General features: G+C 42.5%; 15 protein-coding genes. 10 read left to right on the top strand and 5 right to left on the bottom strand.

Translation table 11 applies throughout. The features are described from left to right. Positions 1-327 precede the first annotated feature (327 nt). From V7K15_RS11985 to V7K15_RS11970, 4 genes are all read left to right on the top strand, one after another. Positions 328-2,640: a CHASE2 domain-containing protein gene (locus V7K15_RS11985; protein ID WP_334905723.1), complete on the top strand. Its 2,313-nt coding sequence runs from the start codon at positions 328-330 to the stop codon at positions 2,638-2,640. Positions 2,641-2,673: 33 nt separating this feature from the next. Beyond that, positions 2,674-3,492 carry a DUF928 domain-containing protein gene (locus V7K15_RS11980; protein WP_334905722.1) on the top strand — a complete coding sequence of 273 codons (819 nt, stop codon included), beginning with the start codon at positions 2,674-2,676 and terminating at the stop codon, positions 3,490-3,492. Between the two features lie 74 nt (positions 3,493-3,566). After that, positions 3,567-7,193 (top strand): two-partner secretion domain-containing protein, encoded by a 3,627-nt coding sequence (locus tag V7K15_RS11975; protein WP_334905721.1) that lies wholly within the window; start codon positions 3,567-3,569, stop codon positions 7,191-7,193. A 48-nt stretch (positions 7,194-7,241) separates the two neighbouring features. After that, the gene (locus tag V7K15_RS11970; protein ID WP_334905720.1) at positions 7,242-10,133 is read left to right on the top strand and encodes a CHAT domain-containing protein; all 2,892 of its coding nucleotides are present in this window, start codon (positions 7,242-7,244) and stop codon (positions 10,131-10,133) included. Positions 10,134-10,392: 259 nt separating this feature from the next. On the opposite strand, the gene V7K15_RS11965 is transcribed toward V7K15_RS11970, so the two are convergent. From V7K15_RS11965 to petC, 4 genes are all read right to left on the bottom strand, one after another. Further along, positions 10,393-10,521, bottom strand: coding sequence for a hypothetical protein (locus V7K15_RS11965; protein WP_334905719.1), 129 nt, complete (start codon positions 10,519-10,521; stop codon positions 10,393-10,395). An 11-nt stretch (positions 10,522-10,532) separates the two neighbouring features. Next, positions 10,533-11,600 carry an SDR family oxidoreductase gene (locus tag V7K15_RS11960; protein WP_334905718.1) on the bottom strand — a complete coding sequence of 356 codons (1,068 nt, stop codon included), beginning with the start codon at positions 11,598-11,600 and terminating at the stop codon, positions 10,533-10,535. Positions 11,601-11,745: 145 nt separating this feature from the next. Beyond that, entirely contained in the window at positions 11,746-12,750 is a 1,005-nt protein-coding gene (gene petA, locus V7K15_RS11955; protein WP_334905717.1) for a cytochrome f, read from the bottom strand. 153 nt (positions 12,751-12,903) lie between these two features. Continuing rightward, positions 12,904-13,443 (bottom strand): cytochrome b6-f complex iron-sulfur subunit, encoded by a 540-nt coding sequence (petC, locus tag V7K15_RS11950; RefSeq protein ID WP_292792679.1) that lies wholly within the window; start codon positions 13,441-13,443, stop codon positions 12,904-12,906. Positions 13,444-13,672: 229 nt separating this feature from the next. Here petC and V7K15_RS11945 point away from each other — a divergent pair, with 229 nt between their 5' ends. Together V7K15_RS11945 and V7K15_RS11940 are read left to right on the top strand one after the other, a co-directional pair. Beyond that, positions 13,673-13,981, top strand: a complete 309-nt coding sequence (locus tag V7K15_RS11945; RefSeq protein ID WP_334905716.1) for a DUF3067 family protein — start codon at positions 13,673-13,675, stop codon at positions 13,979-13,981. A gap of 72 nt (positions 13,982-14,053) precedes the next feature. Beyond that, complete coding sequence (locus tag V7K15_RS11940; protein WP_334905715.1) at positions 14,054-14,668, top strand: hypothetical protein; 615 nt, start codon at positions 14,054-14,056, stop codon at positions 14,666-14,668. Between the two features lie 40 nt (positions 14,669-14,708). Here the strand turns inward: V7K15_RS11940 and tatC are convergent, their stop codons facing one another. Then, on the bottom strand, positions 14,709-15,503 hold the full coding sequence (gene tatC / locus V7K15_RS11935; protein ID WP_334905714.1) for a twin-arginine translocase subunit TatC: 795 nt from the start codon (positions 15,501-15,503) through the stop codon (positions 14,709-14,711). 406 nt (positions 15,504-15,909) lie between these two features. Between tatC and V7K15_RS11930 the strand changes: the two genes are divergently transcribed. The 4 genes from V7K15_RS11930 to V7K15_RS11915 all read left to right on the top strand — a co-directional run bounded on the left by V7K15_RS11930 (position 15,910) and on the right by V7K15_RS11915 (position 24,402). Continuing rightward, a complete protein-coding gene (locus V7K15_RS11930; RefSeq protein WP_334905713.1) occupies positions 15,910-16,140 on the top strand; it encodes a hypothetical protein in 231 nt (76 codons plus the stop codon). A 41-nt stretch (positions 16,141-16,181) separates the two neighbouring features. Further along, the gene (locus V7K15_RS11925) at positions 16,182-17,039 is read left to right on the top strand and encodes an SDR family NAD(P)-dependent oxidoreductase (RefSeq protein ID WP_334905712.1); all 858 of its coding nucleotides are present in this window, start codon (positions 16,182-16,184) and stop codon (positions 17,037-17,039) included. Positions 17,040-17,959: 920 nt separating this feature from the next. Beyond that, complete coding sequence (locus V7K15_RS11920) at positions 17,960-19,297, top strand: P-loop NTPase fold protein (RefSeq protein ID WP_334905711.1); 1,338 nt, start codon at positions 17,960-17,962, stop codon at positions 19,295-19,297. Then, on the top strand, positions 19,267-24,402 hold the full coding sequence (locus V7K15_RS11915; protein WP_334905710.1) for an nSTAND1 domain-containing NTPase: 5,136 nt from the start codon (positions 19,267-19,269) through the stop codon (positions 24,400-24,402). The genes V7K15_RS11920 and V7K15_RS11915 overlap by 31 nt, the downstream gene beginning before the upstream one ends. Positions 24,403-24,412: the final 10 nt, after the last annotated feature.

The following is a 24,412-nucleotide window of genomic DNA, read 5'->3' as shown; positions in this document are numbered from 1 at the left end:
TAAGAAAATTTATCAATACAGGACAGGTTGGGTTTGACAAGGTTCAACGCAACATGATCTCTAAACTTGTGTTGGGTTAGCCTTCTCCTGTCGGAGACGCTACGCGAACGGAAAGCCGCTTTTCTGCGAGACGCTCCGCGTAGCTTGCTTCGACCTAGGAGTATGCATCTACGTTCCTCAACCTAATAACTTATAGATATTATAAGTGTTTAAGCAAACTTGAGATTAGCTATCTTAGTATTTTCAAGTCATGAGTTAACAAAAAAATGATATATATTAAAACAGTATGCATTCTGCCTGTAAATCATAGCTATCTGATAATTAAAGATGAGTAAATTAATTGTTATCAGCTTAGAAAAAGGTAACTTAAACGATGGCTTTTTCCCTGTAACTGCACAATTATGGGAAACTAACAACTCTCGTCCGATAAAATTTACAGGAAGTTTACCTCCTGCACCAAAAATTGCTGAAATCTATAAACGCTTTCAATTAATATATCAAGCACTTCATAAACGATTCGTGGGTCGTTCGGGAATCGAAGTAGAATCGACAGGTTTAAATAACGTTAGTGAAGTAGATTTTAGTGAGGTTAAAGAACAGTTATATCAAGAAATCAATTGTTGGCTAAACTCTGATTTATTCCGCCCAATAGATCAAAAATTACGAGAGAAATTGGCTTTAGATGAAGAATTTCAAGTTATTATTGAAACAAGCGATTATCTCCTACAACGGCTACCTTGGCATTTGTGGAATTTTATTGAGCATTACCAATTATGCGAAGTTGCTGTAAGTACTTCAAAATATGAGCGAGTAATACCATTACCTAAACAGAAAACAAATAAAGTTAGAATATTGGCAATTTTGGGTAATAGTCAAGGAATTGATATTCAGCAAGATAGAAATATTCTAGAACAATTACCATCTGCATCAACAGTATTTTTAGTAGAGCCTTCACGTCAGGAATTAGATAAGTGCCTTTGGGACGAACAAGGTTGGGATATACTGTTTTTTGCAGGCCACAGTCATAGCAAAGATGATCGGGGTCAGATACATATAAATCAAACTAGTATTTTAACAATAACCGAGTTAAAAAATGCATTAAGTTACGCAATTTCACGCGGTTTAAAAATAGCTATTTTCAATTCTTGTGATGGTTTGGGATTAGCGCGACAGTTAACTGATTTGCAAATTAGCCAAATTATTGTCATGCGGGAAGAAATACCGGACTTTATAGCACAAGAGTTTGTGAAACATTTCTTGGGAGCTTTTTCTGAAGGTCAATCTTTCTATTTAGCGGTGCGTTATGCACGTTCAAGATTACAGGGTTTGGAAGAAGAATTTCCTGGTGCTTCTTGGCTACCTGTGATTTGTCAAAACATAGCGGAAGAGACTCTAACTTGGCAAGAATTATGCGGTCAAACTAACATAGTTGCTTTCCCTAAATTGACAGCGCGGAATTTGAAAATCACATTTTTAGTGAGTGTGTTGAGCACCTGTTTAATTGCGGGAGTGCGATCGCTCGGCTTCATGCAGCAATGGGAACTGTTAGCTTTCGACTCAATGATGCGGATGCGACCTGACGAAGGTGTAGATAAACGTCTTTTGGTGATTACTGTCACAGAAAAAGATATTCAAGCTCAAGAACAAAGACAAAAATCATCGCTATCAGATAGGACATTAGAAGAACTATTGCAAAAATTGTCACTTTACAAACCAAGAGCCATTGGTTTAGATATTTATCGAGATTTTCCGGTAGGTTCTCAATATCCAGATTTAGCAAATCGTTTGCGGACAAACAACAACTTTATTGCTATCTGTCAACTTGGGGGTAGCAATAAACAAACAGTTGGGATTTCACCACCACCGGAAATTCCATCTAACCGCATAGGTTTTAGTGATGTTGAATCTGATAGCGATTTGGTAATTCGTCGTAACCTATTATATATGACACCAGACCTGGGGTCAAATTGCAAGTCGCCCTACTCCCTCAACTTCCAACTTGCACGACAATATCTAGCTAAAGAAGGCATCAAATTCGATATTACTGACGAAGGCTACTTGCAGCTTGGCAAAATAGTCTTTAAACCCATAGATATTCCCACAGGTGGTTACCAACAATTTGACGCAAAAGGACACCAAATACTACTTAATTATCGCTCTTCGCGGGAGGTTGCAAAACAACTCACTGTCGCACAAGTTCTGAATAATCAATTCAACCCCAACTGGGTAAAAGATAAGATTGTTTTGATTGGTGTTGACTCACAAGGCGCTAAAGATTATTTTCTTACACCCTATAGTATGGCAACTATCCCATACCAGGAAATTGCAGGGGTACTGCTTCAGGCAAATATGGTTAGTCAAATTCTAAGTGCTGTTTTAGACAAGCGCCCTCTGCTGTGGGTTTTACCTGCATGGGGTGAAATCCTGTGGATTTGCGGTACGTCTTTGGTAGCCGGAATATTAGCTGTATACAGTCGGTCACTATTGAAACTTGCTATTCTTATCAGTGCTGAATTACTCATCCTCTACGGTTGCTGTTTTGTTCTGTTGCTATATGGAGGTTGGATGCCATTCCTTCCCTCTGCATTGGGATTAGTAATCACTGGAATCAGTGTGAAAAATACGAAAAATTATTCATAAAAAAAATAACTGTAAATAATTGAAAAATTAATTATGACTAAAATCAACTTTCTTTCACCACCAAAAGCATTAGTATTGATTGCAACTTTTATGTTAGTTAATATTACGCAATTAGCAGTACAATCTCAGCAATCAAACACTACAAAAATACGTTTTGTTCAGCCATCTTTAGAAAAACAACCAGAAAATCGGGGCGCACCGAGAGACAGAAGAGGTGCAGGAACTCGCGGTGATTGCCCAGTTACGAACAAACCTCTCACAGCCTTAGTACCTTTAGTGTCAAAAACCGCAAATCAGAAGCAAGTAACAACAGGCACAGCTACCACACAATATGTTTTAAGCTTAACCACAGAGAAACATCCAACTTTTTGGTTTTACGTTCCCTATTTACCCAAGAATATCAACTCGGTGAAATTTATCTTAGAGGATGAACAAAAGAACTATCTCTCCAAAGAACCAATTCCTATTACTTTATCCAACACGCCAGGAGTGATTAGAGTTAGTGTTCCTACAACAGAGAAACCCCTGGAAATTGGACAATATTATCACTGGTACTTTTTGATTGATTGTAACCCGCAAAATCGCTCAGAAGATATAGCAGTTGAAGGGTTAGTACAACGCATTGTCCCAAAAGATGGATTAACACGTCGCTTACAGATAGCAACCCCACGTCAACGAGTAGCCCTTTATGCTCAAGCAGGTATTTGGCAAGATGCTCTGACTACTTTAGGAAAACTTCGCGCCCGGCAACGACAAGATGCGGACTTGGCGGCTGATTGGAAAGATTTGTTGGAGTCTATAGGGTTGGAAAATATTTCTACCGAAGCGATCGCACCTTGTTGTAATCTTTGACATTGCCATAGGGCATTGGATATCTGCAACAACTTTTTCTACTACTTTAGAGGGATACGATTTTGAGAAAATATATGCGTTTTGGATACTTCAGAGGAACAGGAATTGCGATTATCGGGCAAGTCCTAACTTGTCAGTTCGCTGGTGGAATAATACTCTCTGCTAATTGCGCTATTGCCCAAATTACGCCGGATGGCACTCTGCCGAATAATTCTAATGTCAAATTAGATGGCAACACCAGAATTATTGAGGGTGGAACGACAAGAGGCACTAATCTGTTCCACAGTTTCTCTGAGTTCTCTGTTCCCAATGGAAGTCCTGCTTTTTTCAATAATTCACTAGATATTCAGAACATCGTGACACGAGTAACAGGTAAGTCAATTTCTAATATTGATGACTTAATTCGTGCTAACGGTAAAGCAAACTTATTCTTACTTAATCCGAATGGAATTGTATTTGGGCGAAATGGTAGCTTGAACATTGGTGGTTCTTTTGTTGGGACAACAGCCAACGCTTTACAATTCGGTAGTCTAGGCAACTTCAGCGCTACAAATCCAGAAGCGCCTTCACCCTTACTGACGATTAACCCTTCAGCTTTTTTATACAACCAAATCCCTACAGGAGCAATTCAAAATAACTCAGTTGCATATGCTGGTCGTCATTTAACAGGTTTTGATACATATGGTTTGCGAGTACCTGATGGTAAAAGCTTATTACTAATCGGTGGTAATGTGACGATGGATAATGGACAATTAAATGCTTATGGTGGACGAATCGAATTAGGAGGATTAGCTGCTCCAGGAAGTATAAATCTTGCGATTGATGGCGACATTTTTAGTACTCAAGTACCTGAATTGTCACGAAGTGATGTATTTTTGAATAATTTTGCGATCGCTAATGTTGCTTATCAGAGTGGTGGTAGTATTGCAGTCAACGCACGCAACATAGATTTGTTAAAAGGAAGTGCGCTCAATGCTGGTATCGAGGCAAATTTGGGATCAGCAACTGCAAAAGCAGGAAATATTACTCTTGACGCCACCGAAGCAATTAGGATGGAAGAGCAAAGCGAAATTAGAAATCAGGTTCGAACGAATGGCATCGGCAATGCTGGTGATATTGATATTACTACTGGCTTATTGTCCGTAAAGGTCGGATCTGGAATTTATACTCGTTCCTTGGGCGATCATTCCTTGCTACGCCCAGGTAATGCCGGCAATATCAATATCAATGCTCGCGGACAAGTCTATTTTCTAGATGGAAGTTTTGGCTCGACTACTTTAGAACCTACAGAACCTACAGGTGTAGGAAAAAGTGGAGATTTGCAAATTCAAGCTGATTCTGTGTTAGTTGGTAACAACTCTCAATTAAAGGTTAGTACTTTAGGTACGGGAGATGCTGGCAATTTAACAATTGATGCTCGTAAAACCGTTGAATTTGATAATAATTCCTTTGCCTTGAGCCAAGTTGAAAAAGGGGAAGGTAATGGCGGGATCATAAAAATCAATACGGGTTCACTTACACTGAATGATCATTCGTTTCTTAGTGCTAGTACCATTGCCAAAGGAGATGCGGGCAGTGTGAAAATACAGGCCGGCGATACTGTATCCTTTGCAAAGAATAGTAGCGCGTTTACCACAGTTCAAGCAGGCGGCAAAGGAAATGGAAATGACCTTTCAATCCAAGCAAGGTCAGTTTCAGTTACTGATGGATCATTTTTAACAGCAGGTACTTTCGGTGAAGGTAACGCAGGTAATGTAATAATTCAGGCTACCGATTCGGTTCGATTTGATGGTAATAAAAGTTATGCTGCTAGCAGCGTAGGTTTGGATGGATATGGCGTAGGATTAGGCAACGCAGGTATAGTAAAAATCTCTACAGGTTCGCTTCAGCTCACCAACCAAGCCATATTAACAGCAGAAAGCTACGGCAAAGAAGGAAATGCAGGTAATATCATCATTAATGCCCGTGATGCCGTCTCTTTATCAGATGGAAGTTCTATAAAAAGCCTGTTAGGAGGGCAAATAACGGGTAAAGCAGGTAATATCAGCATTACCACAGGTTCTCTCTCAGTTGCCAGTGGTTCCTCGCTCCAGGCTGATACTTATGGACAGGGAGACGCCGGTTATATTAATATTCAAGCACGAGATAATGTGTCTTTTATAACTGAGGGAGGAGCTTATAGTAGAGCACAAGAAAATGCCAATGGTAGGGGAGGTGATATAGATATTAAAGCGGATTCTTTGACGTTGAGTGATGGTTCTTTTATAGCAACAAGCACTCTAGGAGAAGGACATTCTGGTAGTGTAACTATTAATGCCGCTAATTCCGTTAATTTAAGTGGAGTTAACCAAAAAGGTTTTGCAGGAGGCATTTACAGCGAAGTTGCGACCATTCAACCAAATAGTAATGGAGGCGATATAAATATCACTGCCAGGTCGCTGAAAGTGACTGATGGTGCACTCTTGGCTAGTCGTACAAATGGTAATGGAAATGCTGGTAGTGTCAATATTAAGGCGAGTGATTTCGTTTTATTTGATGGTGTAGGCAGTAACAACAACAGAAGTGGTGCCTATAGTCTTGTGTTCCCTCAAGGAACAGGTGCGGCAAAGGATATTAACATTAATACAGGCTCACTTTTTTTGCGAAATGGTGCGATCTTGAGCGCAGGCACAGAGGGAGAAGGGAATGCAGGAAAAATAAATATTATTGCCCAAGATATGGTATCTATTGATGGAGCAAGCGCTAATGGATTACCAAGTACGATTGAGAGTAAGGTAGGAGAAAATGCTGTGGGCAATGGAGGTGATGTTGATATTACAAGTACGTTACTTCTTATTACCAATGGTGCCGAACTATCTAGCAGCAGTAAGGGAAATGGAGCAGCAGGCAATTTAACGGTAAATGCTGATTTGATTCGTCTTGACAACCGAGGCAAAATTTCAGCCGACACCATTGCAGGGAAAGGCAATATAAATCTAAATCCAAGAGATTTATTAATAATGCGTCGTAATAGTGAAATTACTACTAAAGCTTCTGGAAGCAATATTACTGGTGGTAATATTACAATCGATGGCAAAAATGCCTTTGTTGTTGCAGTGAAAAATGAAAATAGTAATATTCGTGCTGATTCTGAAAAGTTTCGTGGTGGAAAAGTCACAATTAATGTAGCTAAAATCTTTGGTTTTCAATCCCAAAGAACATCATTCCCGCTAATTAGTAGTATTACTGCAACAGGAGCAAGTCCTGACTTGAGCGGAAATATACAAATCAATACTCCTGATACAGACCCTAGTAAAGGATTAGTTTCTTTAACAACAGATGTGGTGGATGTCGCCCGTTTAGTAGACGATAATATCTGCGCGAGAACTGCTAACAGTAGTTTCACTTATACCGGAAGTGGTGGTTTACCTGCCTCTCCCAACAACATACTTAATAGTGATGCGGTATGGGAAGATTGGCAACTCACTGCTGTACCAAAGGGAAGAGAGGGAGAAAGAGATAAGGGTAACTCGGTGTCCCCTCTGGGGATAAAGGGGCAAGGGGGAGAGAATAAATCCTTACGCCCTACTGAAATTGTGGAAGCGCAAGGGTGGATAATTAATCAGAATGGGGAAGTGATTCTTACAGCTTACGCTCCCACAGCTACACTACACAAAGTAGAGAGTTCATCATCTGGATGTCAGCCGCCAATTGCCAATTAATGGACACGGGGCATAGGGCAATGATGATTATTTTGGAAGAGATTTTGAATGGCAAGACCTAATTTTGGGAACACGGCTAGAAAAAAGGGTGTATTTCGCAAGTGGCAAATTATCCTGTTAGCTTTGCTGGGATTGATTTTCAGCTTTGGTGTTCATCTGCTATCGGCTGCTTCAATTGTCCCAGTTATTGAAAAAGTCCCCATCCGATCAAGTCAGCCAATTAGCAATGCTTCTATATTTCATACCGAAGTCCCCGAAAGCAGAGAAAAACTTATACAAAAGGGCAAGACTTTATACCAATCAGGACAATTTGCCTCTGCGGCGCAAAGTTTTCAGCAGGCTGCACAGATTTATCAGTCCCAAAATGACCTGCTGAACCAAGCTTTGGCGTTAAATTACCTTTCCTTGACTGAGCAAAAACTGGGACATTGGAACCAAGCAAGTGTTGCAATTACAACCAGTCTCGATTTATTAAACCAATCAAAATTAAGTAATAGTAGCGCAAAACACATCTTCGCCCTGGTTTTCAACACTCAAGGCAATTTACAATTAGCACTAGGCCAAGCTGAAAATGCTTTGCAATCATGGCAAAAGGCAGCTAAAACCTATACTGAAATTGGTGATACTGCTGGTAACATTGGTAGTTTAATTAACCAGGCTACAGCCTTCCAATCTTTGGGGCTTTACCGCCGCACGATGAAAATATTTGAGCAGGTAGAAAAAAATCTCCTTTCCATGCCAAACTCGCTTTTAAAAGCTGCTGGATTGCGAAGTTTGGGAAATTCGCTGCTAGCTAGTGGAGATAGAGAACATCCTGAGGAAATACTGGAGCTAAGTTTGGCAGTAGCGCAACAGTTGCGATCGCCACAAGAAGAAAGTGCAACTTTACTCAGTTTAGGCAATGCCGCATTCGCAAGGGGCAAGAGAAATATCATCAAACAAAGCACTACCGAGGATAATTTTCTCCCGTCGCGGTGTGGACAAACAGCGATGTCTGACGACAAGAAGCAGAGCTTCTACGCCCAAACAGAGGATACCAATTACTTCAAAAAAGCATCTGATTATTATCATCAAATTGCTAATAAGTCAAGTTCTCCCATTACTGCTGTACAAGCCCAACTCAATCGCTTGAGCGTATTGCAGTTTCTTGGGCAACAACCGACGAGGGAATATCTTGGATCAATTAAATCTGCACTCTCCAATCTAACCCCCAGTCGAGCCGCAGTCTACGCCAGAATAAATTTTGTCCAGAGTTTGGTTTGTCTTGAAAAGGCACACAAGCAGACAACAAGAGAAATTTTCAATTCCCCAATCCAAAATCAGGATTCCCAGGCAGGAGCCAGAGAAGGAGCTAAAATCCAAAATCCTGAAGAAATTGTCGAGCTATTAAATACCGCAGTGCAACAAGCCAAAGATATCAAAGACCAACGAGCCGAGTCTTCTAGTCTGGGTTATCTGGCTCAATTTTACGAGATGAAAAAACAATTGTCAAAAGCACAGCAATATACCGAGTCAGCTTTAAATCTTGCTCAGATGATAAATGCACCGGATATTGCTTATCAGTGGGAATGGCAACTCGGACGCCTGCTTTTGGTACAGGGAGATTCAGAAAGAGCAGTAGCAGCTTACACCACAGCAGTGGAAACTCTTCATACTTTACGCGGTGATTTGGTAGCTCTTAATCCCGACATTCAATTTGACTTTCGAGATGAAGTAGAACCAGTATATCGTCAATTGGTAGGATTACTTTTACAATCGGATCAAACCTCGACTGACAAAGCAGTAACCAAACAAGTCAGCCAGGAAAATTTAAAGCAAGCTCGCAAGATGATTGAAGCTTTACAATTGGCTGAATTAGACAACTTTTTCCAAGATGCTTGTATTACCATCCAGTCAACGGAGATTGACAAAGTGGTGGACGATGTTAATCCAGTGACAGCAGTTATTTACTCAATTATCTTACCAGACAGCCTCGAAATAATTGTCAAATTACCGCATTCTGACGAATTACGGCATTACACGACTTATAAACCGAAAGTTGAAGTAGAAAAGACTTTAGAAGCACTGCGACAAAAACTAGAACAACGTTATACATTTCGCGATCGCGAAGAACTTTCCCAAGAAGTATATAACTGGATTATCAAACCTGCCATTGCAGACTTGGAGCAAAGCAATGTCAAAAATCTAGTCTTTGTGATGGATGGTTCGTTGCAGAATATCCCAATGGCTGCGCTTTACGACGGCAAACAGTATTTGATAGAAAAATACAGCGTCGCCCTCTCACCCGGTTTGCAACTGCTAGCACCCAAACAAAAACGGAGACGATTGGAAGCATTAATCGCCGGATTAACAGAATCTCGCCTCGGCTTTAGTTCCCTATCAAATGTCGGCACCGAATTGAAGGAAATAGAGTCTATTATTCCTTCTAAACAACTCATCAACCAATCTTTTACTAGCATCAACATTGAACAGCAAGTCAGTGCAGTTTCTTTTCCTGTGGTTCACTTAGCAACTCACGGCAAATTTAGTTCTAAACTCGAAGATACATATATTCTTGCTTGGAATGACAAGATTAAAATTAAACAGTTGCGTGAAATTCTGCAAACTAGAGAACAAGTGGTAGGGCGCTCGAATCGCGTACCTCCTCCAATTGAATTACTTGTCCTCAGTGCTTGTGAAACAGCGACTGGAGATAAGCGTGCTGCTTTGGGACTCGCTGGTGTCGCTGTGCGCTCCGGCGCACGCAGTACTCTAGCTTCACTGTGGCAAGTAGACGATAAATCCACCTCCGTTCTGATGAGTGAATTCTATCGAGAATTAACACAAGATGCCAATTTAAGTAAAGCAGAAGCCCTACGTCGTGCTCAAAATGTTGTTTTGAGGGATAAAGAACATCCATTTTATTGGGCACCCTATGTTTTAGTGGGGAATTGGCTTTAGGTGAAGGTTCTTAACTTGAATTGTGAGCAAGAGTAATTTAGATGCGTTTGCCCCAATCATTCATTGGAATAAGCAAAATTAGAATATGCATCTTTTGAGATAATTGATAATATATAACTAAAATAAAAATGCTTGAAAAGGCTTGATAGAAAAACATTCAGATTTTTTCAGCATCAGAAATTTTAATATACTCAATCGTGGTAATGGGGATATACTCCACTGAGGCTGTCATGGTCGGATACCTCAACTAGGGCTAGATTCAATAATATCGCTCAAAATGCGATCGCCATGACTGGGAGGCTGAGAAATCACGATAAATTCCAGATTGCGATCGCTGCTTAGTCAGAGTTCCTGTCGTTCGGCATCCATAAAACGCTACCAGTGCCATCCACCGAGGTTCTACGGAATCAACCGATCTGCGCGTAGTTGCTCGAACAGGTCGAAAAACGACTCGTCCGTTTTCTGGTATATGGAGAAGCCGAGTTTGCGGCTCTTCGACATGTCGGTCATAACCTCAATCGGACGGCCAAGATCGAGATCGGTGTGCCATGCAGACGACAGACGGCTCAGATCCGGCTCGGCGAGGCCATGCTGCTTTGCGATCTCGCGCCAGAGAGCATCTTCATTCGCCATTTCAGCTTCGAGCGGGTGGGTTGTGCCGTCGAACCCGATAGGCTCGATGCCGAACCAGTCAGCCAGTCGCCCCCACAACCATATCCAGCGGAAGATGTCGCCATTGACGACGTTAAACGCCTCGTTGTGGGCTGCTTCGGTCTTCGCCGCCCATAATAGATGCTTCGCCAGCACCCGTGCGTCGGTCATGTCGGAGATGCCCTTCCACTGCGCTTCAGAACCTGGCCAGCGGAACGGGCGCCCGGTTTCCTTGCAGATCGCGGCATACACGGCCAGCGTCGTGCCGAGGTTCATCAAATTGCCGACCGCCTTTCCAATGACAGTGTGAGGGCGATGAATGCTCCAGGTGAAACCGTCACGGGCGGCTGCTGCATAGACCTCATCTTCCTGAGCATAATAGAAATTTTCCACATCGAGCCGCGGATGCTCCTCACGCAATGGAGTTTCTGGCAGCGATCCGCCCCTGGCGTATGCATCGAATGGCCCTAGATAGTGCTTGAGTCCGGTGACGAGGGCGACGTGCTGCACCGTGTCCTTCGGTGACAGAACATCTAGCAGATTGCGAACCATTGTGCCGTTGACCCTGACGTTCTCGGCCTCGGTCGGATTACGCATCCACGTTGTGATGAAGATGTGTGTTGGGGCGATGTCTGACAGCGCAGTTTTCAGGCTAGCTAGATCGAGCAGATCGGCAGCAACAGGGCGTAACCCTTCCACCCCTTTTTTAAGATTTCGGGCCAACCCATAGGTCGTCCATCCATTCGCGATCAGTTCTCTCGCAAGATTGCTGCCGATGATGCCGCTCGCGCCCACAACTAAGGCTGTTCCATCCATGTCGTTTCTTCCAGTACGGAAATTTTCTATAGCAATGTACGCTCAAATACTAGCAGTTAAGTTCCAAATTTCTAGGCTTCGTGTAACTAACGTTAAAAAAGACAGGCATCTTGCCTGTCTCGTAAGTAATGATTTAGCAAAGAATTTAGAAATTCATCTCAGCAGCTTGAACTTTCTCAACCTGCTTCTTCTTCAGCACTAGCATAACTTGAGCTAACATCACAAGAGCGATGAACGCAATCAACCATTTGACTCTAGAAGCATCTTGCAGTACGATTTCTGCATCTTTTTGACCGAATCCACCGACGACGTTCGGGTTGTTGGTCAAAGCATCACCAGTCTTAACTGTTTGCCCTTCGGAAACAATCAGTTCTGGCCCTAAAGGAATCGGATCAACGACAACATCACCAGATTCGGGTTGAATGTTTACTAGATATTTGACGTTACCATCTGCATCTTCCTCTTTGGCAATCTTGGTAATTGTGCCAGTAGCGGAAGAGTTGTAAACAGTGTTATTGCTCTTTTCGCCAGTGGGATAAACTTGTCCGCGTCCACGATTAGCACCTACGTGAACTGAATATTTACCGAAGTGGATGTTCTTGTCGGTTGCGGGGTTGGGAGAAAGAACTGGGAAGACGATTTCCTGATACTGTTCACCGGGTAAAGGTCCGACGATGACGATGTTTTCTTTGTCTTCGCTGTAGGGTTGGAAGGGAGTATCGCCAACTTCTTTTTTAAGTTCCTCGGAAAGACGGTCTTCAGGAGCAATCTTAAAGCCTTCAGGTAGCATCAGGACAGCACCAACGTTCAAGCCAGCCTTGGAACCGTCAGCACCAACTTGCTGGGCGCCCAGATCGTAAGGGATTTTCACCACAGCTTTAAATACAGTGTCAGGTAGTACCGATTGGGGAACTTCCACTTCTGTCGGCTTGGCTGCTAGGTGACAGTTGGCACACACAATTCGCCCGGTAGGTTCGCGGGGGGTTTCAGGATAGGTTTGCTGTGCCCAAAAGGGATAGGCGGCAGCAGATTGGGGAAGGGCTAGATCGCTGGTGAAGTAGAATGTCACGGTAGCGATCGCTATGAGCAATGTTTTGACGATCGCTCTAGCACTGCGAGTTAACCTCGCTGTTAAGAAAGCATTTCTCATCTCTAATAAGGGCAACGATTGAATTAGTCATTGGGCATGGGGCATGGGGCATTGGGCATGGGGCATGGGGCATGATTATTTCTTCCTCACTCCCTCACTCCCTCACTCCCTCACTCCCTCATCCCTTACTCAGCACTCAGCACTCAGCACTCATTAACTCCACCAAGGGGCATCACCGGTGCGGAAGTCGGTTTCAGTCCAAGGGGTCAAGACAATTTTGTCGTCGTTTACATTGGTATGGGCCAAAGGCAGAGACAGAGGTGCTGGACCGCGAATAACCTTACCAGTTTCGTTGTATTGAGAACCGTGACAAGGACATTTAAACTTGTTCTCAGCAATGTTCCAGGGGACGACACAACCTAAGTGGGTGCAGATGGCGTTAATCCCATAATCTCTGATCGCCTCTTTGCTGTCTACCACAATATAGGTCGGATCTCCCTTTAGTCCTTGGACTAGGGTGCGATCGCCTGGGTTATGGCTTTCTAGAAATTTACTGACACTAACATCGTTACCCAACTCGTCTTTTCCCGTTGCACCGCCACCAGCAGCACCACTAGAGGGTGGAATAAAGTACTTGACAACGGGATACAATGCACCCAGAGCTACTCCAGTCACAGTCCCAAAAGTGAGCAGATTCATGAACTGACGCCGACCCATATCGGGCACGTCTGCTGATTCCGAAAATTGAGCCATAATCTACGCGCTCTTTGTGTATTTTGTTAAGCATTTTGACAAAAGTACTACTACTTGAGTAACTCTTGTCTAAGTCGAAATGCTAGCGCTCACAACGATGCCAGACTTCTCTATTCCAAGATATATTTAGCATCTTTTCTGTTAGCATTACATTTCTTTATATCCTTATCATACTGGAGTCACGGAACTTAACATCATAACTAAATGTAAAATCTGATTGAGAAAAGCTATGACAGGACAGGAATTACGTCAGATGTTGCTTGATAAATGGGGATATTCTTACGATGTCCAGTTGCGGCGGGTACAGGGAAAGATATTTTTGCAAGTCATGTGGAAATATCTGGAGCAAGCTTCTTTTCCCTTGAGCGAGGCGGAGTACCAAGAGCATCTTGATAGCGTCGCCAATTATCTTCATGGCTTGGGTGGATCAACACAAGTACAAACATTTATTACTCAAACACGCGATCGCCCCCGGCTCGGCAAAGCTGTCAGCATTCCTCTAGATTTGGGCGATCGCGCTTCGGAATGGATATTATGACCGGCAATTGGATTAACTTTAATAAATTTCTGCATAATTACAGTGTTTTTTATCCAAAAATAGGGGATTGACATGAGCCGCCAACCATTGCTAGACCCAAATCGTTCTTATACTTTTAGTAATTACTTTGAGTTAGGGTTTGCAGTTGACGATTTAGTTGCTGAATTTGGCTATTCCTTCGAGCGGAAATTTATTGATTTACCACAATATTCTGGCACATTAGACCGACTTTCTAACCTGAAACAGCGAATTGAGGAAGTTTTACCGTATGTAGATTTGGAGAACGAAGCTACACGCCGCGAAATGCTAATTGCGCCAATTGTTACCGATTTAATTCACTATTCCCGCGCTCAATTACGAATTGAATACACTATCAAAGTTGATAACCGACTTCAAGGTAATTTTGATTATTTCCTCAGAACACAAACTAATTTAATTGTGATTGAAGCCAAGCAAGCAGATATAAATAGGGGATTTACACAACTGGCAATTGAGATGATAGCTCTTGATCGCTGGACTGATTCTACTCAAACAGAAATATTAGGAGCAGTAACAACAGGTAATGTTTGGCAATTTGGCAGATTGTATCGACAGACACAGCGTATTGAGCAAGCAATTAACCTTTATCGAGTAACCGAAGAGTTGGAAATAGTGGTTAGGATCTTACTAACTGCACTCATCAACTAAGTTGAGATTTTGGGAATTTGCAATTAAAGCAGTGCGATCGTCATTTACCTATGAGCTTAACCAGTCCAACACCACTGAAGTAAAGGGCTAAAACTGCTCCCGCTAAGAGGCTTTGAGTTAGGGGATCAGTAGAAGGTGTCAGAACGGCTCCTAAAACTACTGCGCCCATAATCACGTAACGCCAACCAGAAACCATCTGTTTAGACGAGACAATGTTCAAATTACCGAGCAACAGTTGAATTATGGGAATTTGAAATGCTAAACCAGTGCTGAATAACAGTAGCAGCACAAATTCAAAATATTTATCAATTGACCAAAGTTGTTCAACAACATCTGCTCCGTAGCTGATGAAAAATTTCAACGCTGCGGGGATAAGCAGTAAATAGGCAAATACTAATCCCCCCGCAAATAGTACACTCGAACCCAAAACCACAGGCCCCAGTAAACGGCGTTCGCGGCGAGTCAGTCCTGGAACCACAAACTGGATAATCTGGTAAAGAATGAAAGGACTAGTAAGTATGAAGCCAGTGTAGGCTGCAACTTTCAGGGAGACAAAGAAATATTCTCCAGGTGCAAGTTGAAGAAATTTTACTCCTTGTGCTGGAACCTCAAGTAACTGGACAATTGGCTTAACGGCAAAGAAACAGCCGATAATGCCCACTACTACGGCAATCAGCGAATAGAAAATTCGCTGTCGCAATTCTTCTAGGTGGTCGAAAAGGGACATTTCGATTTCACCTGGCAACTCATCAAGAGGATCGGTGTCTGAGTTGCCATATCCTTCTGGGTCTATGTTGGGAAGGTTTACAGTATCTACGTCTTGTGAAGGCGTCACGTCGCTTCGCTCCCAATTCAAAATTAAAAATTTAAAATTAACAATCCCATAAATAAATTTAGGGGTTTGTATCCTTTTCTTTGTCGGTCATCGACCATTTCGGTGACTCAGCACTCTTCATTATTTTATCTGGGGAATGCAGCTACCAAGATATGTTTTTGGATGCTGTAGGTTTTTTGTCCTGTTTTTCGGGGTTGCATCTGCATAAGTTAGTAGTAAGCCATCTTGTAGGCAATGCCTAACCTCAAAAAGGGTGGAACCGATAATTTAGAAATCACGTCTTTGCGGCTAGTAACGCTGAGTAAATTGACACAACATCAACATATAATATTCAGTTTTGAAAATCCGGTTCATCAAGGTGGCATCTATATATAGCGCAATCGGAAATTTTTAGTTGAGGTTGGGTATGAACCGGACAATTTGCATTGCCCTGATGGCATTGCCTGTTTATTTATACAATGTTGAGCTAGGCAATATTTGTAGTCGTGACGTGTCAATTGTCAAAAACCAGCTTCCGATGATGGCTGCTCTAATCGTTCACAGGACAAATATTCAGTCATGCATATTGCCGTGGCAAATATCAGCTAGAGATGACCAAACCGAAGATTGCCTTCGCGCGGGTACTTGCAAAGATTGATACTAATTCGTATTTACGGCAGTCTGCTGATAAAAAAATTAATGGTTACAGAAAATCAACTTACAGTAGTGGTTACAGGAGCATCAACAGGAATTGGTCAGGCGTGTGCTTTGCTTTTAGACCAGTTGGGCTTCTCTGTTTTTGCTGGCGTGCGTCAAGATGTTGATGCTCAAACACTGAAGCAGAAAGGGTCACAAAGGCTGATTCCAATTTTTTTAGATGTTACTGACGCTGAGTCGATCGCAGCTGCGGTTGATCAAGTCACAAATGCAGTCGGTGATGTCGGGATTTTAGGTTTGGTGAATAATGCCGGCATTGCTGTTCCTGGTCCGTTGGAATTATTAGCGATCGCAGAATTTCAACACCAGATGCAGGTTAATGTTACCGGACAATTAGCAGTCACACAAGCATTTCTGGGTCTATTACGCCAAAGTCGGGGTCGAATTGTCAATATGGGTTCCATTAGCGGTAGAAGTCCGACACCGTTCCTGGGAGCTTACAATGCTTCCAAGTTTGCGCTCGTTGCACTCAATGATGTAATGCGGATGGAGTTACGACCTTGGGGAATCTCGGTTTCCATTATCGAACCTGGGGCGATCGCTACTCCAATTTGGGAAAAGTCCCTAAGTCAATCGGAAATAGCACAGCAGGATTTATCACAATCGGCACAAAATCTCTACGGTCAGGCGATGAATATTGTCCGTAAGAAAATGCAGATTCTCGCATCTGGGGGAATTTCTGCGGATATTGTTGCTCAAGCTGTTGTCCATGCGCTGACAGCAAAGCAGCCAAAGACACGCTATCTCGTTGGACGAGATGCCAAAATTGGATCTGTGCTGAAGCATATTTTACCCGATAAGCTGCATGACCGTATAATTTTATACTCAATGGGTTTGTAGGGTACTTGCCCTCATCCCCTAGTGCGTGTTTTCAAACCTTTCTTGAAGCACCTGAGTCTTTAGAGATCCCCCCAACCCCCCTTAAAAAGGGGGGATCTTAGAGTTTCTTTTCCCCCCTTTTTAAGGGGGGTTAGGGGGGATCGAGGTTTCAGGTTTTCAATGCGTAAGTCCTGTTTAAGAAAAAAGTCATCTTTTTAAGAAAAAAATCATCTTTTTAAGAAAAAAATCGTCTTTTTAAGAAAAAAGTCATCTTTTTAAGAAAAAAGTCATCTTTTTAAGAAAAAAATCATCTTTTTAAGGAGTAAATAATGGCGTTAAGGCGTAAACCATCGCTTTCAGGGGGAAATCATCACTTTCAGGACTAAATTATTCCTTAAAGGAACAAATTTCTCTCATTCCGAGTCTCGGTCTCTTAATGCCTAATAGGATGGCTGCCGCTTCAAGACTTGCGGCAGAGCCGTAATGAGGAGCATTTTTAGCCGGAGACTGGAAACGACGTTTTAAAGGGGTTTGGGCTTAAGTCGATACCCATGAGCGTTGATAGCCATGAGCAATGTTCCCTACAAGTTGTCTGTATTCTATGGAATTGAGAGCCGCTATATATTTAAGAGCGCGACAAAATTGTACTTAACAGTACCTTTTTTTGTGCTGGATATTTTTAATATTGATAAGAGTACCTTATTGAAGATCAGGTATTTCTCCTAATTGTACTTATAGTAGGATTTCTGCTTACTTAAAATCAAATATTAGCCTTGCCTTGTGCTAGATAAAACCTAGATATGAAAAATCATCCCGAATACTGCTAATTTCGTTAGTATTTTGAGTGAGATGTACTTAAATTAAGGAAGAAATTTCCACAAACCAAATATATTTATTTAGCAGATTTTTTCATCCCTATTCCTAAGTGAACTCGATTAGTTATGCTCCTAGATTTAGAAAGATTCTATCAGGCTTGCAATCCCAGCAGACCTCTAATTATAGGAAATGCCAGCGATCGCAGATACTATATCGATTTTGCTGCGGTGCGGGGTGGCAAAATTATCGAAGCTTTACAGCGCACGATCGCTCGCATATCCCCGAATGCTCCAACCTGTCAGCTATTTACAGGACATCTCGGTTGTGGAAAATCAACGGAGTTGTTACGGCTAAAAGCTGAGTTAGAGGAGGAGCAATTTCATGTAGTTTATTTTGAGTCTACCCATGTCTTAGAAATGGCAGATGTGGATGTGACTGATATTTTGTTGGCGATCGCCGGACAGGTAAGCGAAAGCCTAGAAGCGATGAAAATTCGGCTTAAACCTACTTATTTTACCAAGTTGTTTGGTGAACTTGTCGATTTCTTGCAAACGCCACTTGACATTGGGGTAGAAGCCGAGTTGTCTGTAGGAATTGCCAAAATTACAGCTAAAACTAAGGAAAGTCCGCAATTGCGGCGGCGGTTAAGAGATTACTTGGAACCGCGAACAGCAAATATTTTACAGTCAATTAATCAAGAATTATTAGAACGTGCCACTAAGGAACTGAAAGCCAGGGGTAAAAAAGGACTGGTGGTGATTGTTGATAACTTAGATAGAGTCGCAATTCGACCTTTACCATCGGGGCGATCGCTGCCAGAATATTTATTTATTCAGCGTGGCGAACAGTTACGCAAACTTAATTGTCATGTAGTTTACACTATTCCCTTAGCTCTGACTTTCTCTAACGATAGCGCCGAACTTCAGCATCGTTTGGGGGGAGGAGTTGCACCAAAAGTCTTGCCGATGATACCTGTACGTCTGCGCTCTGGGCAAATTTTCCCTCAAGGGCTAACGATGTTGCGGCAAATGGTGCTAGCTAGAGCTTTCCCAGACATTTTGGCTAGCGATCGGTTAGGCTTAATTAGAGAAGTGTTTGATAGTCTGGAAACCTTAGATCGATTGTGCTTGATTAGTGGTGGTCATGTACGCGACTTGCTAGGGTTGCTATTTGACTGTCTGCGAGAACAAGATCCACCTTTTGATCGGGAGTGTGTTGAACTGGTGATCCGAAGACAACGCGATTACCGAACTAACGCCATCGATCCTCATGAGTGGGAATTAATCTTTCAGGTAGTGCAACAGCAGAGAGTTAGAGGCGATATAGAATACCACACCCTATTGCGAAGTTTATTTGTTTTTGAATACCGCGATCATCAGGGAGCTTGGTTTGCCGTCAACCCAGTTTTAGCAGAGACAGAAAAATTTAAGTCATGGTTGAACGACACCCACAAGCAGATGTAAGAGCAGCTAACGAGCGGGCTATACGGAATTTGGGGAGAGCAATTGCCCTTTCTAGCGGGCAGTTCTCTCTGGTTTTGGTGTGCTGCAATTATCGAGTTTTGCAAGAGCAAATGCTGCAACAACTCGATGAACTCTCTTCAGGAGTACATCAGATTCAAAAGGTTGTTTTGCCGCATAATGCCAGAAGTCTTTACACAAGTATTCATTTACAACTGCTAACTGAAAAGAATCCGCCATCGGCGTTGATGATTTTGGGTTTAGAATCAGTAGATGGACTTGATGATTTACTTAGGTCTATCAATCATATTCGTGATGAATTTCGCAAACGTCACCCGTTTCCGATGATTGTCTGGGTGAATGAAGAAGTGTTGCAAAAGGTAGCGCGTTTAGCACCAGATTTTGCTAGTTGGGCGGCAACACCGATTCAGTTTGAAATGACAACTGAGGCATTGCTGCAATTTTTGCAACAGGAAACTGACTCTTTATTTGCTACGGTGTTACCAACCAATGCTGCACAACACCAACCTCCTGAAGTTGCAAAGCATTATTCCACTGTGGAGCAAGTTTGGAAACATAGTTATGAACTCCACTTCGCCATTAGAGAGTTGCATAATCGTGGTATTAACTTAGAGCCAGAATTAGACGCTAGTTTGGAATTTGTTTTTGGTCTAGATAATTATATTAGCGATCGCATTAATGCAGCTTTAAACCATTTTCAGCAAAGCTTGGAAGTTTGGCAAAAGTTAGTTGATAGAGGGGATGTAGCTTTAGCTGACCGCAGGGTGGGAGATGAGGGAGTATTTTCTTCTTCTGCGCCTCCTAATCGCCCATCTGCTCTACTTCTGCGCCAGGGAGTTTTACTGTTTTATATTGGGCTGTGCTATTGCCGTTTTGCAGAGCAAAATCAAACAGAAAGCCGCCGCCATTGGTACACAGCTAAATCTTATTTTCAGCAATGCTTAAATGTTTTGCAGGTGGCTGGGCGTTTAGATATAGTTGCTGGATTTATTAATCAACTCGCTGAGGTTTTAGAATATCTGCAAGAGTGGGAAGAATTGCAGACGGTTGCTCAAAAGTCTCTGGAGTTACATCAAATTTATGGTAGTCAAATCCAATTAGCTTGTGACTACGGTTTTCTGGCACAAGTGGCTGTGCATCAGTCGCGGTGGGTACAAGCGAGTATATTAGCACACGTATCACTGCTGAAATTAGGTGAGGCGCAAAAGCAGAACGATCCTTATAACTGCTTATTTCCATTATTATTGGGGCAAATTTTTTATTTAGTTTTGGCGAAAGCGCAGCGAAATTTAGGTGAATTAGAAGTCGCTCGTGAATACCTGGAGAAGGCAACAAAAGAACTTTCAACAGCCTTAGAAAGCAGCACCCATCAATATGATGCCCATCGTTATATTCGCTTGTTGCGGAGACTGCGATCGCTCTACTTTGAAGAAGGGCGCTATTTGGAAGCCTATTACATTCGACAGAAACGGCGTTCTGTTGAGCAACAGTACGGTTTTCGGGCTTTTATCGGTGCGGGACGCTTGCAACCGCAAAGACAGGCGACAAACCCAGCATTGATGTCACCTTCTGGGAGTAGTAGCGTTGCTTTAGAAATTGCAGCTTCTGGTCGAGAGCGTGATATTAATAACTTAATTGGCAGAATCAGCCGCGCCGATCAAAAGCTGACGGTAATTCACGGTCAATCAGGGGTGGGTAAGAGTTCGACTGTCACGGCGGGTTTAGTTCCAGCGCTGCAAAATCGAGCTATTGGCGATCAAATAGCCGTGCCTGTGGTATTGCAAGTTTATACCGATTGGGCGCGAGAATTAGGAAAATCTTTAAGTGAGGCGATGTCTAGTGACGCATCCCTTGCCGTGTATGCTGATATAAAGCCAGAAGTAGCGATTAAACCGGAAGCTTTAGCTTACTATGCCCAACCGATCACCATCCTGAGAATTTTACAACAACTAAAAGAAAATGCCGATCAGCATTTGATCACAGTTTTAATTTTTGACCAGTTTGAAGAATTTTTCTTTGGTAATAGCGATCGCAATCAAAAGCAAGAATTTGATAAATTTATTAGTGACTGCCTGAATATACCCTTTGTGAAAGTTATCCTTTCCTTGCGAGAAGATTATTTACATCGGTTATTAGACTTTAAGCATCTTTCGGCACTGGAAGCGATTAATAATAATATTCTCGATAAGCATATCCGCTACCAATTAAATAATTTTACGCCAGAATATGCTAAAGCAATTATCCGAAAATTAACAGAGCGATCGCAGTTTAATTTAGAACCTGCTTTAATTGATGCCTTAATCGAAGATTTATCCACAGAATTTGGAGAAGTCCGCCCGATTGAATTACAAGTTGTGGGAGCGCAAATTCAAGATGAACGCATTACTACACTAGAAGAATATCAGCCATATAGACCGAATAAACTGATTGAGCGATATATTAAGGAACTGATTAAAGACTGCGGCCCAGAGAATGAACGAGCCGCGTTACTCGTCTTATATTTATTAACAGATGAAAGTAACAACCGACCTTTTAAAACTCGTGCTGAGTTAGCGGCGCAGCTAGCAGAGTTAGAAGATGCTGATAAATTAGAGTTAGTATTAGAAATTTTAGTGCGTTCCGGTTTAGTGGTTCTCTTTCCCGATGTACCAGAACGCTATCAACTGATTCACGATTATTTAGTATCGTTGATTCGCTACCTCCAACAACAAGAATCCAGTTTACAGGTACAACTAAATCAGCTACGCCAAAAAGTAGAACAGAGTCAAGCTGAGATTGAGCGACTTAAGAGTGAACTTAGCCAAAATAAACAGCGTTCCAAATTAGTAGATATTCATCCCCAACCGGGTTTGGACTTATTAACAGAATTGCGGGAGTTACACAAGCGGGAAGAATTGAGTCAGTTAGAAATTGAACACTTGCGATCTGAACTCAAAGAAAAAGAGTTAACAGCTAAACTCGCAGAAAGTCAAAAGAAACAACGGCTAAGTGAAGCTCAATTAAATCGTTCGTTGAAAATGGCACTAACTGCTTGTGTTCTGGCGATATTGGGATTAAGTGTTTCCATAGTGACAGCAGTAGATAGCGAAATTAAAACTCTTAGTGCATCCAGTGAAGCCCTCTTTGCTTCCCAAAAAGGTATTGATGCTTTAAAGGAAGCTTTAAAAGCGGGAAGAAAATTACAACAAATAATCTGGGTAGATTCCTATACAAGAGAGGAAGTACAGACGGCACTCTATCAAGCAGTTTCTGGGGTAAAAGAGTATAACCGCTTAGAAGGGCATATATCTGGGGTAAATAGTGTTATATTTAGTCGCGATCGCACTTTAATTGCTTCAGCCAGTGCGGATAATACAATTAAACTCTGGCATCCCGATGGTAGCTTGGTTAAAACCTTGTCGGGGCATGAAGATGTAGTTAATAGCGTCAGTTTTAGCCCCGATAGTCAAATCGTTGCTTCCGCCAGTCAAGACAAGACAGTAAAACTTTGGAATCGGGACGGTCAACTACTTGCTACTCTATTAGGACATCAGGGTGTAGTAAATAGTGTTAGTTTCAGCCCAGATGGTCAGATTATTGCTTCGGCGAGTACAGACAAGACAATAAAACTTTGGAGTCGGGATAACAAGCTGCTGAAAACTTTGCAGGGACATGATGGTGCAGTCTTAAGTGTCGCTTGGTCGCCCGATGGTCAAACTTTTGCTTCCGGGAGTGCTGACAAGACAGTAAAATTGTGGAGTCGGGATGGTAAGCTGCTGAAAACGTTCCAGGGACATGATGATGCAGTTAAAAGTATAGCTTGGTCGCCTGATGGGAAAGCTCTTGCTTCTGCTAGTTTAGACCAGACTATCAAACTCTGGAATCTGGAGGGTAAGCTACTGCGAACCTTATCCGGGCATAGTGCTGGAGTTACCAGCGTCAGCTTTAGCCCTGATGGTAAGACGATCGCTTCTGCAAGTACCGATGAGACAATTAAACTCTGGAGTTCTGAAGGTGTGTTGCTCGGAACCTTGAAGGGGCATAATAATTGGGTGAATAGCGTCAGTTTTAGCCCAGACGGTCGCACTCTTGCTTCTGCAAGTCGGGACAAAACTATTAAACTCTGGCATTGGGATGATGTGCTGCTGCGAAAGCCGAAAGCTGATAATGATGACTGGGTAACTAGCATCAGTTTTAGCCCAGACGATCGCACCTTAGCAGCAGCGAGCCGAGACAAAACTATAAAACTTTTCAGTCGAGACGGTAAACTAATCCGTATTTTCACGGGACATCAGGGTCAAGTTTGGGGCGTTAGTTTCAGTCCCGATGGTCAAGCGATCGCTTCTGCTAGTAAAGATAAAACGGTGAAGCTTTGGAGTAACGATGGTAAATTACTCAACACCTTGCACGGTCATAATGGTGCCGTTTTGGGTGTTGCTTGGTCGCCTGATGGTAAAGTAATTGCCTCGGCTAGTAAAGATAAAACAGTGAAGCTTTGGAGTCGGGACGGTAAACTACTCAACACCTTGCAGGGACATCAAGACGCGGTGAATTGGGTAAGCTTTAGCCCTGATGGTAAGTTGTTAGCCTCAGCCAGTGATGACAAAACCGTGAAAATCTGGAGTGTGGATGGTAGATTACTATATACCTTAACTGGTCATAGCCGCCGGGTAAATGGGGTTGCTTGGACACCTGATAGTCAGGCGATCGCTTCCGTTAGTATTGATAGCACGGTGAAGATTTGGAGTCGGGACGGTGATTTGCTAACTAATCTCGCTGGGGATGGCGATAGTTTTATCAGTGTCAGTTTTAGTCCAGATGGCAAGACTCTGGCAGCCTCCAGTGATGACAAAGTGAGGATTTGGAACCGAGAAGGAACGTTGCTGATTGCTTTGAAAGGTTATAAGGATGAATTAACCAGCGTCAGTTTCAGCCATGACGGCAAAACTTTGGCTGCGGGTAGTGCTAACGGTACGGTGATTTTACAGAATTTGGCGGATATCCAACTGGAAAAATTACTGACACGGAGTTGCGATTTGCTACATGATTATTTAAAGGCTAACCAGAAGGTAATAAATAGCGATCGCGCTTTGTGTTCTGGTAGATAGTTGGGATCGT

The sequence above is a fragment of the Nostoc sp. genome, assembly GCF_036919815.1.
Taxonomy (GTDB): Bacteria; Cyanobacteriota; Cyanobacteriia; order Cyanobacteriales; family Nostocaceae; genus Nostoc.
This window is presented reverse-complemented; position numbering and strand designations above follow the sequence as displayed.

Excerpts from the sequence above, each read along its gene's own strand:
- V7K15_RS11985 (WP_334905723.1), top strand. The coding sequence starts at position 328 with ATGAGTAAATTAATTGTTATCAGCTTAGAAAAAGGTAACTTAAACGAT.
- V7K15_RS11980 (WP_334905722.1), top strand. The coding sequence starts at position 2,674 with ATGACTAAAATCAACTTTCTTTCACCACCAAAAGCATTAGTATTGATT.
- V7K15_RS11975 (WP_334905721.1), top strand. The coding sequence starts at position 3,567 with ATGCGTTTTGGATACTTCAGAGGAACAGGAATTGCGATTATCGGGCAA.
- V7K15_RS11970 (WP_334905720.1), top strand. The coding sequence starts at position 7,242 with ATGGCAAGACCTAATTTTGGGAACACGGCTAGAAAAAAGGGTGTATTT.
- V7K15_RS11965 (WP_334905719.1), bottom strand. The coding sequence starts at position 10,521 with ATGGCACTGGTAGCGTTTTATGGATGCCGAACGACAGGAACTCTGACT.
- V7K15_RS11960 (WP_334905718.1), bottom strand. The coding sequence starts at position 11,600 with ATGGATGGAACAGCCTTAGTTGTGGGCGCGAGCGGCATCATCGGCAGC.
- petA (WP_334905717.1), bottom strand. The coding sequence starts at position 12,750 with ATGAGAAATGCTTTCTTAACAGCGAGGTTAACTCGCAGTGCTAGAGCG.
- petC (WP_292792679.1), bottom strand. The coding sequence starts at position 13,443 with ATGGCTCAATTTTCGGAATCAGCAGACGTGCCCGATATGGGTCGGCGT.
- V7K15_RS11945 (WP_334905716.1), top strand. The coding sequence starts at position 13,673 with ATGACAGGACAGGAATTACGTCAGATGTTGCTTGATAAATGGGGATAT.
- V7K15_RS11940 (WP_334905715.1), top strand. The coding sequence starts at position 14,054 with ATGAGCCGCCAACCATTGCTAGACCCAAATCGTTCTTATACTTTTAGT.
- V7K15_RS11930 (WP_334905713.1), top strand. The coding sequence starts at position 15,910 with ATGAACCGGACAATTTGCATTGCCCTGATGGCATTGCCTGTTTATTTA.
- V7K15_RS11925 (WP_334905712.1), top strand. The coding sequence starts at position 16,182 with ATGGTTACAGAAAATCAACTTACAGTAGTGGTTACAGGAGCATCAACA.
- V7K15_RS11920 (WP_334905711.1), top strand. The coding sequence starts at position 17,960 with ATGCTCCTAGATTTAGAAAGATTCTATCAGGCTTGCAATCCCAGCAGA.
- V7K15_RS11915 (WP_334905710.1), top strand. The coding sequence starts at position 19,267 with ATGGTTGAACGACACCCACAAGCAGATGTAAGAGCAGCTAACGAGCGG.